We start from the raw sequence: 10,385 nt of genomic DNA on the forward strand, positions 1-10,385 counted from the left end.
CCCCGGGGGGGGGTCGACGGGGGGGCCACCACCCCCACCCCCCCTACCCCCCCCGACGGCGACGGCAGACGAATAAGGGAAGATCTTTCCGAGGAGAAAAGACGCACGGCAAACGTGGCCGGCCGGTGGTGCAAGGGAAACCTCCACCGGTCGAACCTACGCTGCGTGTGCAGCATGCTTCACTCACTGCCCGTCGCTTGGAGCGCACGAATGGCGTCGGCCAGTTCGCCCGCGGTGAGCGACCAAGACTCTGTCGTCAGTCTCCCGACGACGCGGAACTTGAGCCGCTGGTAGATGTCGAGCGCGGCCTCGTCATCCCCCAGCACGTCCGCGGCAAGGGCGAGCGCGAGTTGGGCCGGGCCGCTCCCGCCGTATCCCCACTCGAACCCGTCGGGCGAGTGCGTGCGGAGATCAAACCGCGGATCAAGTCCCCGGCTACTGTCCCCGTCGGTGACGGTCACGGCGCAGCCCTGCTCGGTCCGGATTCCGGTGTACGTCTTCATCGTCGCATCCTGTGGTGAGTCGGAGAGGCCGCAACGGATAGCTGCGACCTGCGAGGCGAGAGGGCGGTGGTGCGTGGACCCACCTCTCGCAAGGCGTCACCTCACGCAGCGAGTGCGAAGATTGCAGCCGCCTGGACGTCAAGGGCCGTGCGGTCGCCCGCGTACTCCGCCTTCTGCGCGAGCCGCGTGAGCGCATCGACCACTGCGAAGATCGTGAACCGGCCGCCGGAAACGGACTCTAGCGCCTGCTTCGCGAGGCTCCGCGAAAGTCCGTGCTTCGCGAGTTCCTTCATCACCACCTCGGCGTCGTCCCCGAGGGTCTGCTCCATCGCCTTCCGGATCACCCGCAGGAACCCCTCCCGCCGCTCGTCACGCTTCCGGACGAGAGCCTCGACGTGCCTTCGGATCTCGCCGAGCGCGTCACCGACTTTCGCCGTGTGTTTGCGGCTGAAGTCGATGACCTCGACCGCGTCCCAGACGATGTGGTTCGCGCACACCTTCTGGAACCAGAACGTCTGGATGCCGACCGAGCGCTTCCCGACCTCGGAGTTCCAGACGAAGAACCCAGGCGCGAACGCCTGCCCGTCGATCTCGGCCCAGCCGAGAGGATCGATGAGGAAGGCGAAGAGATCCTGCTCTCCGCAGTAGAGACCGGTCCCGCCGTTCACGCCTACCTGCGGCGGGCCGAAGTCGGTCGCGTAGTCCTTGAGCACCGAGACGAGGTCCGCGTTGTGGAGTCGCGTGTAGGCCGTTCCGTGAACGGACCGAACGCCTTCTCCCTGGGTGAGGAGTTGGAGCGGCTTGGTTCCGCCCGGGAGTGTCTCGCGGAAGACTTGCGCGGCCGTAGCCGGTGCGAGTCGGTTTACGGTGTCCTTGCTGACGTGGGCGAGGCCGCAGAGCTGTCCGAAGCTCCAGTCGTTTAGCGCGAACATGCCGTCTGTGCCGGCCCGCACCCCGAGCCGTCCGTCCGGGGTCGGTTCGGGGGCGAGAGCTTGCGGCGGGTGCCAGCGGTCGGCAGACTCCTCCTTCTCCCGCCTACAGTGGGCGAGGAGGGTGTCGAGATCGGAGAAGCGTTCGTCCGGCGCGCGGCGGAACAGCTCCCCGCTCGCGCGGGTCAGGTGTCTTGTCACGGGATGTCCTCGGAAGGGATCGGGGATGGGCGAGTTGAGAAACCAAATCGGTTGCACCACCGGCCTCTCGGTTGGGCCGTGCGGGACGCGGACGGCCGCGAGGTCGGGGTGTGCATCTATCGAAGTGGGACCGCTTAAAGAGCGAGCCGGGATACCGCCCTCCGGACGGGCCGAGGCGTATCACGCACGCCGTGCGAATGACAACAGGTGAGGCGGCATCGAGGCGGTCTGAGTGATTGCTATCCCTGCCGGACGGTGCTAACGGCAGCCCAAGTTCACCAGCTCTTTTCGTCGTAACCGCGGCTCTGAAGCAACAAACGCCGACTCCGCGCGCCGCCCCCCGGCACGCGGAGACCGGTGGTGCAGTTCGGTTTTCACAACCGATGCGTGCTGACGTAGTTCGACGGACAAGACAACGACCATGCCCGCAGGGGAACCTGCGGGCTGCCTGCGAAACGGGATTCGCCGGCCCGAAACCATCGCGAACGATTCGCGGTCCTACCGCGCAGCGGGGAACCACACGCTGCCACTTCGCCCGATTCGCTTCCTTTCGAGGGCGTAGCCATGGCTACGAGACAAGGTCCCGACAAGGCGGCCTCGCGCAGTGATGCGCCGCCTGGACCCCAAGTCCGCGACGAGAAGGCAGGCAACAAGCCCGTTCACGAGGTGCGGCTCGGAAGAATCCGCGCCGCCGTCTGGCTGAACGACACCGAGAACGGCCCGAGGTACAACGTCCAGATCACCCGCCTCTACAAGGACCAGAAGGACAAGTGGAAGGACTCGACCAGCTTCGGCCGAGAAGACCTCCCGCTTGTCGCGAAGGTCGCAGACATGGCGATGGTCTGGATCTACGAGAACCCGGCCGGGTCCGAGAAGTAACGAAGGAGGTGACACGATGGTCCCTCCGCACCTGCTGCCGGTCCCGCTCGGGCAGATCGTGGCAACGCCGGCGGCGCTCGGTGCCGTCACGCAGCCAGACATCGTCACCGCACTCCGTCGACACGTCTCAGGGGACTGGGGCGAGGTTGACGCCGACGACCAGGCGGCAAACGACGAAGCGCTACGAGACGGGACACGGCTCTTGTCGGCTTACACGGCGACAAACGGAACAAAGTTCTGGGTGATCACCGAGGCCGACCGCTCCGTCACGACCGTGCTTCTGCCGGACGACTACTGACCGGTTTTTTGTTTAGGCCCGCACCACCGGGCCTCCTTCTCGGGGCGGCAAAGACCCACGCGGGGCAAGGGGAGGATAATCCGCAAGGCCACGCTGGTTTATTGGCGTTTTTGAACGTGATAGAGATCATGGCATCTCATCATCACGGAGGTCCCCCATGATCGCTAAATTGCATCGACCGAGGTCCCTCCTGGCGCTGATCGTGATGAGCCTAAGCCTTCACGGATTTGAGGCTCGCGCTCAATCCGCGCCTGATTTCATCTTCGAGGGAACTCACTACTTTGCCGGAATCCCGAGCAGTAGCGACCACCAGATCACCAGCCAGAACGACAACTCAAGCGATAGTACTTACGCAGAGACCTCATCGGCGAGTGCATCGAGCAACTCCTTAACGCTCGATACCCAAATGATGGTCACTCGAAGCTCCGGAAGCGGGGTGCACGAGCAAAGCAGCGAGTACCGATTCAAAATATGGGCAAAGTATCCTGGAGACATCTCTCTTTCGTCGGCAGGAAGTGCCAGCTACAGCATCTCGGGACCGAACGGGAGCCGTATCGGCTACGGCGGTTATGTCTTCGGCTCGGGGACATTTTCCGCAACGCAGGGGAGCGGTGGAATCACGGAAAGCGGCTCGTCGTCGCAATCCGGAAGCAGCGAAGCCCATCTCGGATGCGGCGGAGGATCGACGAAGACGTTCTTGGGAACTACCTACTACAGGGTGGCACCGCCCACGAACACGTACGGAGTTGGTGGAACTTCCCGCATCGAAGGAACCGGCGCGGGAACTGTTACCGTAACCGGATCTCAGTCAGTAACGGCGAGCTACGCAACGAGCACTCCCGTCGCGGTCGCAAACCCTGCTTCGTACTGCTCGCAGAATCTCTCGTCCACCCTGTTCTACAACGCGTCCTACGATCCCGATAACCCGAGCGGCTCCCAGGCAACTTGCTCGGCGGCCTGGTCCGTTACGGGGCCAAACAGCTTCGGGATGTCCGCCTCGACCAACGGCTCAGTAGGCTTCAGCCCGACTGATGCAGGAACGTACAACGCAAGCCTCACCGTCACCGACAACGAAGGGATGACGGCAAATACCACGGCGAGCATCTTTTGCCGGCCGGGAACGTTCTACGAGCCGGGAACTACTCCGAGGAGCAGCGGAGAGATAACTCAAAGCTGCGGCGGAGCGGGTGACGGCGCGAGCGCAGCGTCGACGAGCAGCCCATCGCCCTACCGCACGATGAGCGCCCAAGGAGCAGTCGCTCCCGCGACCGGGAACGCCAAAGTGACCGTCAGCGTCTCCGGGCAGCGAGGCCGTGGTGCTCCGATGGACGTCGACATCACGGTGAACTCCCAACTCACGCTCGTCGGTGCGCGGCAGACCAGCATCAGGAACGGGAACTTCACTTACTCGATCGGCTTCTACCAATACGGCTCCTCTCGCTACTTCCTCGATGCGGACGGGAGCGAGTTCTACCTCGGCTCCTGGTCGGGCTCGATCACGAACCCCGCAGGGTTTATGGGAACTTTTCAGACGATCTCCGGCGGGCACAAGCTCACGAACGCAGGTCCTCCGGGAGAGATCTGGGCTGCCGGGAATTGGGAGTATGAGTTTACCGGGAAGAACCTGACGAAGATTACTGACCCAGCCGGGAATGCGCAGGTGATTACCTGGGCAACACAGACAGGCGGCCAGTTGCATCCGGAGCCTGTTTCGTAACCCCCGGTTGACGTAACCTCCGACCGCCCCGAGGATGTCGGCGGACACGGAGGTTCGCCATGCCCGACGCCAAGACCGAACGAGAGTTGAACGACCGGCTGTGGGACCGGGTCCGGGCCCTGCTCCCGCCCCCGTCACCGCACCCCAAGGGGGGCCGCCCGTTCGCCGACGACCGGGCGTGCTTCGAGGGGATCGTGTACCTGCTGCGGAACGGCCTGCGGTGGCGGCAGATGCCCGCCTGCTACCCGTCCGGCGTGACCTGCTGGCGGCGGCACAAGCAGTGGACCGAGGCCGGGGTGTGGCACCGGGTGTGGAAGCTCGTGCTGGCCGAGTTGGACGCCGCCGGGCGGCTGGACACGTCCGAGTTGGTCGTGGACGGCACGTTCGTCGAGGCCAAAAGGGGGGTGCCGGGGTCAGCCCGTGCCGGCTCGGGCAGGGGACGACGGTCGAACTCGCCACCGACCGGAACGGTACCCCGCTCGGGGCGGCGACGGACGGAGCGAGCGTCCACGAGGTGAACCTGGCCCCGGCGGCGTTGGCCGACATCCCCCTCACGGTCGACGTCCCGTGGGGCGTCCCGGTTCTGGCCGACCGGGCGTACGACTCGGACCCGCTGCGGGAGCAGCTCGACCTCGACGGGTTCCGGCTGCTGGCGAGGCACCGCAGGAACCGGACGAAGCCCCCGGTCAACGACGGCCGGCGGTTGCGGCGGCTCAAGCGGCGGTGGGTGGTGGAGCGGTCGTTCGCCTGGTTGAAGTCGTTCCGCCGGGTCGCCACCCGGTACGAGCGAGAGTGCCACCTGTACGACGGGTTCGTGTCACTTGCCTGTGCGTTCATCGCCCTCGCACGGTTATGAAACCGGCTCCGGTACAAGTGGAAGAGGTGAGCACCGGAAGAACGATGTCGTTCACCTACAGTACCCACCCCCGTCTCACCCAGGTGACGGAAGACGAGACGGGACACTACACGACTATCGACTACAACTCGAACGACCGAATCTCTTCTATCCAGCGGAAAAACAGCTCGGGAACAGTGATCGAGAAGGTTGACCTCACGTACTACACGGCGAGCGGCGAGCAGCACCTGATAAAGGACGTGACGAAGGACGGAGACACTGCTTCGACCATCACCTACAGCTACATCGCCCAAGGAAGCCTTTACGGCTACATCATTCACTTAGCGAACATGTCCTGGACGGGCGGGTCTTCAAACATCAACTACTTCGCGACTCCCGGCTCAGGAGCCTTTTACCGCTCGGAGATAACGAACTCTAAAGGCGGAGTCACCAAACAGGACTACGACACGGAAGGAAGGCTGATACGAACCACGCTGCCGACGATGAACGGGGCGAGCGCCGGAGCGGTCTACACTTTTCAATACGATACAAGCCACAACGTAACCCAGGTCTCGGACGGCGCAGTCACGACCGACTTTACCTACAACTCGAAAGGCAAAGTCACGGAGATTGACGACAACAACGGCGGGGTCTGGACATTCACCTACGCCTCAAACGGCATTGACGTAACCGAGATCTCGGACACTCTTGGAACCTTGGTCGAGCTCGTGTACGGAAGCTCCTCGACGCCGCACCTCCCGACCTCGATCACCGACGGCGACGGGAACACTTGGACGAAGACTTACAATTCATACGGGCAAGTCTTGACCGTAGTTCCCCCGACCGGTTCTCCGACAGGGACCACAACCTACGAGTACGAGACGAGTAGCTCTTCTCCGAACTACGGGTTCCTGAAGAAGGTAACGAACGGGGCGGGGAACGAGACCCAGTTTACGACCTACACCGGGGCCGGGAATGTCACCGAGATCGTCCAGACCCCCGAAACGGGAACGGACATCGCCTTTCAGTTCGCCTACGACGGGGCGGGAAGAACGACGAGGGAAACGCTCCCCGACGGGAAGTACCGGGACTATGCCTACAACTACCGGAAGCTCCAGTCTGTGACGGACGAAGCGGGAGCGGTGACGGCGTACGATTTCTGCGCGGTCTGCGGAAAGTTGACCGGGGTGGATATGCCGCTCTCGAAGAGCCTCTCGTGGACCCAGGACGCGGATCACCGGACCACGGTCTTTACCGACGCCCGGAGCAAGGACACGGAGTACGAGTACGGGCTTGCCGGGGAGCTTAAGAAGACGCTCTACCCAGACAGCTCCTACATCCTCTACCGTTACGACGACTACGGCAGGCTCGCCGATACCGAGGACACCCGCGGAAACGTGAAGGAGTACTCCTACGACGCCTCGGGACGGGTTGATGAGATAAACCTTGTCCCCTACGGCGGAAGCGGCACGCCCATTTCCTACGTCTACCGGGACGATGGAACGGTTTCCTCGGTGACGGACGAAGTGGGAACCACGAGCTACACCTACACCGCAGGCCGGAAAGTCGAGACGGTGTCCTACGACTGGAGCGCCTCGGGGCTCACGAACGCCCAGGTTCTCGAATACGACTACAACCCGGACAACACGCTCCTCTCGCTAGAGTGGAAGGACGGAACGACGACTGTCGCAAGCTGGACATACGACTACGACGGAGCGGGGCGGATGACCGAGGTCGTGAACAGCTTCGGGGAGACGACGACCTTTACGTTTGACGGGGTTGGGAAGCTCAAGACCCAAGCGAACGAGAACGGCACGAACCTGACCTACACCTGGAACCAGGACCGGGGCTGGCCGACGCAGATTCTCTACAAGCTCGGAACCACGCCGTTTGCGAGCTACGACCTTGAGTACGACGGCGGGAATGACACGGTCGGGAACATCACGGAGGTGACGGAGCTTGATAGCTCTGTTGTCACGTACACCTACGATGCGCTGTACCGCCTGACCGCAGAAGCCCGCACCGGAACCGGAGCGTACACAAGGAGCTACGTCTACGACCTTGCCGGAAACATGACAGACTACAACGGCTCCACGTTCGCGAGCTACGACGACGCGAACAAGATCTCGTCTCTCTCTGGCGGGAGCGCTAGCTACGACGCCGACGGAAACATGACGGCGGTGTCGGGCGGAGGCATGCCAAGTACGACACTAACTTGGGATGTCCGGAACAAGCTGAAGCGGCAGCAGACTTCGACGGATGATTTGACCTACGGATACGACGCTGGCGGGAAGCGGGTGATGCGGTATCCCACTTCGACTAGCTCGGCGAAGACGTTTTACGTGTTCTCGGGAAGCACGTTGATTGGCGAGGTGGCGTCCGCGTCGCCGAATTATTCCTACACGTGGGGACCAGCAGGGCTGATCTCACAGCGCTATATCGGCTCAAATGAGTCGTTTTGGTATCATTTTGGCCCGCAAGCCGAGACGAGGCAGATGACGGACGACATAGGAGCTGTCGTGGATTCCTACCGATATGATGGGTATGGGAAGGAGACTTACTCCAGTGGGAGTGATGTCAATCCGTTCCGATACGGAGGGCAAGTTGGTTATTACCGCGACGGGGTAGCAGGGGCGATGTTGGCGACTTTCCGATGGTACGCGCCGCAGCTGAGCCGCTGGCTGTCACGAGATCCAATCGACTATCGAGGAGGAGACAACCTGTACGGATATGTTGATCAACAACCAATTCGATACGTTGATGAACTTGGCCTCGCACCAGACATGAGTTTGCAACCTACGAACAAGCGCGACCCGCGATATGTGCCGTTTACATCAAACCTGCCCGATTCGCCCGCTAACGAGGCTAGCGTCTTGGTTCATGGGGGCGGCTCAAGCGTGCTCGATGAACGTAGACAGCCAGCGGTTGACTTATATCCAAGTGACCTTGCTACAATTATCACAGGAGATTCGGTGACTGCGAATAAGATCAAGCGCCCAGGAGGTCATGTCTTGCTATATTCCTGTGGCACCGGCAGCCTCCCGAACGGCTTTGCACAAGCGTTGGCATCCGAATTAGGAGTTCCTGTCATAGCGCCTAGCCGGCTACTTTGGCTTGATCGCTGGGGTCGGCATGTCATTGCCGATCCAAAACCGGGACCGTGGGCTTCTCCGCGTCCGGATTTGAGTAACACCGGTAACTGGGTTACGTTTTACCCACAGAAATAGGCCTGATATTCGAATGAGATGGCACAAATTAATTGCGACTCTCGGGTTGTGCATATTCGGCTGCTCAACAGTAAAAGAACCTGACATACCCCCCAAAAACGCTCAAATTCAGGTCGATTCTGGAGTTTTGTCGGGATCTCAAAAGACTGACGATCCCTATACAGAGTGGACGCCTCTCAACAAGGGCAACACTCTGAACGTGATACAGTTAGATGAATCGCTCCGACTCGCAACTCAGGGCGACATTGAGGCGGCAAGGGCACTAAGAATCCACTTTGGGGCCATTGGCGACACGCCAACTCATTTGTACTGGCTCTGGAAGGGTGCTGAGTATGGTGACGTTAATGCTCAATGTGGACTTGCAGCAGTGTTGTTATATGGAGGGCCGAATTTGCCTCTCCGACAGCGGGAATCCGAGTTTTGGACGAATGAAGCTGCGACCCAGGGTAAGCGGTGCAGCACTCGGCGCACAACTAAATAAAAAGACTTCCTGCCTCAACGATAGCCCGCGGTTTGGAGCGGGTGGCGTTACACGCGTCTTGCATACTCCCGCACGCTGCACCATAAAGGACGTTATGGTGCAGCCTCAGTACTTTAAAACGTAGGCTGGACTCCGACTCAGTCGATCCCTGTTGCGAATGTAGGTCAAGGTCGTTCGCGGATCTGCGTGCCCCGCGAAGTCTTGGAGATCCACGAGATCGGCTCCACGCTCGCGAGCAGTCGTTAGCGCCGTCACCCGGAACGAGTGAACCGTCACGTTCGGATCGAGTCCGAGCTTCTTGACGTACCGCTCAACCAGATACTGTACCCCACGTCGTGTCAGCGCCGCATCGAGGAATCCATCTTCTCCTTTCCCGCGTGGTGACTTCACTGGCCGAAACAGCGGCGCTGCCTCCTCAGCGTTTGCGATCACGCTGATCCATGTCTCCAGCCGTTCGGCGACCTCCGGGTGCAGCGGCACACGTCGTTCCTTCCCGCCCTTACCGCGGACTTCCAAGATACGGTGGCCGCCAGTCGATTTGAAATCGGAGACGCGAAGCCGCATCAGCTCACCAACGCGGCATCCGGTGAAAGCAAGTGTCGCAAGAACTGCTCGATCGCGAATGCCTTCAGGAGAGTCAGTAGTGGGGGCGTCCAGCAACCGTCGGCAATCCTGCGGCGTAAGGGCGACAGTCTTCCCGTCGCGGGGAGGAACGGGAGCCGAAACGAAGGATGTGTCCGCGGGGTTAGCCCCGGTGTAGCCATACTCCCGAAGGTAACTGAACAGCGACCGGACGACACTTAACTTGCGGCTTACGGTCGTGTTCGTCTGACCTCGCTCAAGAAGGTGATCTCGCCAGCTCGCAACGTGGCTTGGGCGAATGGCGGCTAGAAACTCCCAAGCGCCGCGCGGCATGCCGCTAAACCGCAAAAACTGGGCAAGATCTCGCGAGTAGCCGTTCCGGGTCTCTCCGGACTGTGACTTCATCAGCCATGCGGCGCAGGCTTCGCCCAGTTGCTGCCGTAACTTAGAGTTCTCGACCGTGGCACGCTCCGAGAACGCGGGAGCAGCGTCCGCCGGGTGCGAAACCTGCACCAGAGCGGTGCCGTCACGGGCGTTTTTGAGGCTCATTCTTATGTCGCGCAAAGTGAGTTTCGCGACATATAACGCAGGCGTGGAAATCGCGCCATCGAATTTCCGAACCGAAGACTGTCTGTCCTTCGTGAGCTTGCGGCCTGCTGCTTCGACGGCCTGAAGCGATCGTATGGGGTATGCCACAACGTGCGCACCAGCCGCGGTTTTCCCGAAACCGCTG

At 61.4% G+C, this 10,385-nt stretch carries 8 protein-coding genes and 1 pseudogene; 6 read left to right on the forward strand and 3 right to left on the reverse strand.

What is annotated here, in order from left to right:
• Positions 1-179: 179 nt before the first annotated feature.
• Positions 180-503, reverse strand: a complete 324-nt coding sequence (locus AC5JJ2_RS18635) for a DUF6166 domain-containing protein (RefSeq protein WP_495859526.1) — start codon at positions 501-503, stop codon at positions 180-182.
• 101 nt (positions 504-604) lie between these two features.
• Positions 605-1,633, reverse strand: a complete 1,029-nt coding sequence (locus tag AC5JJ2_RS18640) for a DUF932 domain-containing protein (protein ID WP_495859527.1) — start codon at positions 1,631-1,633, stop codon at positions 605-607.
• 564 nt (positions 1,634-2,197) lie between these two features.
• On the opposite strand from AC5JJ2_RS18640, the gene AC5JJ2_RS18645 reads away from it, so the two are divergent.
• From AC5JJ2_RS18645 to AC5JJ2_RS18670, 6 genes and pseudogenes are all read left to right on the forward strand, one after another.
• Positions 2,198-2,512, forward strand: a complete 315-nt coding sequence (locus tag AC5JJ2_RS18645; protein WP_495859528.1) for a hypothetical protein — start codon at positions 2,198-2,200, stop codon at positions 2,510-2,512.
• A 16-nt stretch (positions 2,513-2,528) separates the two neighbouring features.
• Positions 2,529-2,810 carry a hypothetical protein gene (locus tag AC5JJ2_RS18650; RefSeq protein ID WP_495859529.1) on the forward strand — a complete coding sequence of 94 codons (282 nt, stop codon included), beginning with the start codon at positions 2,529-2,531 and terminating at the stop codon, positions 2,808-2,810.
• 157 nt (positions 2,811-2,967) lie between these two features.
• Positions 2,968-4,527, forward strand: coding sequence for a hypothetical protein (locus AC5JJ2_RS18655; RefSeq protein ID WP_495859530.1), 1,560 nt, complete (start codon positions 2,968-2,970; stop codon positions 4,525-4,527).
• 59 nt (positions 4,528-4,586) lie between these two features.
• A pseudogene (locus AC5JJ2_RS18660) lies at positions 4,587-4,829 on the forward strand (transposase); the annotation flags it as partial.
• 8 nt (positions 4,830-4,837) lie between these two features.
• Entirely contained in the window at positions 4,838-5,383 is a 546-nt protein-coding gene (locus AC5JJ2_RS18665; RefSeq protein WP_495859531.1) for an IS5 family transposase, read from the forward strand.
• Positions 5,384-5,427: 44 nt separating this feature from the next.
• Positions 5,428-8,589, forward strand: a complete 3,162-nt coding sequence (locus tag AC5JJ2_RS18670; RefSeq protein WP_495859532.1) for an RHS repeat domain-containing protein — start codon at positions 5,428-5,430, stop codon at positions 8,587-8,589.
• A 586-nt stretch (positions 8,590-9,175) separates the two neighbouring features.
• Here AC5JJ2_RS18670 and AC5JJ2_RS18675 read toward each other — a convergent pair.
• Complete coding sequence (locus tag AC5JJ2_RS18675; RefSeq protein WP_495859533.1) at positions 9,176-10,201, reverse strand: tyrosine-type recombinase/integrase; 1,026 nt, start codon at positions 10,199-10,201, stop codon at positions 9,176-9,178.
• Positions 10,202-10,385: the final 184 nt, after the last annotated feature.

It is taken from the genome of Limnoglobus sp. (assembly GCF_059499385.1).

What these genes read in the sequence shown, in the direction of transcription:
- AC5JJ2_RS18635 (WP_495859526.1), bottom strand. Translation starts at nt 503, where the DNA reads ATGAAGACGTACACCGGAATCCGGACCGAGCAGGGCTGCGCCGTGACC.
- AC5JJ2_RS18645 (WP_495859528.1), top strand. Translation starts at nt 2,198, where the DNA reads ATGGCTACGAGACAAGGTCCCGACAAGGCGGCCTCGCGCAGTGATGCG.
- AC5JJ2_RS18650 (WP_495859529.1), top strand. Translation starts at nt 2,529, where the DNA reads ATGGTCCCTCCGCACCTGCTGCCGGTCCCGCTCGGGCAGATCGTGGCA.
- AC5JJ2_RS18655 (WP_495859530.1), top strand. Translation starts at nt 2,968, where the DNA reads ATGATCGCTAAATTGCATCGACCGAGGTCCCTCCTGGCGCTGATCGTG.
- AC5JJ2_RS18670 (WP_495859532.1), top strand. Translation starts at nt 5,428, where the DNA reads ATGTCGTTCACCTACAGTACCCACCCCCGTCTCACCCAGGTGACGGAA.
- AC5JJ2_RS18675 (WP_495859533.1), bottom strand. Translation starts at nt 10,201, where the DNA reads ATGAGCCTCAAAAACGCCCGTGACGGCACCGCTCTGGTGCAGGTTTCG.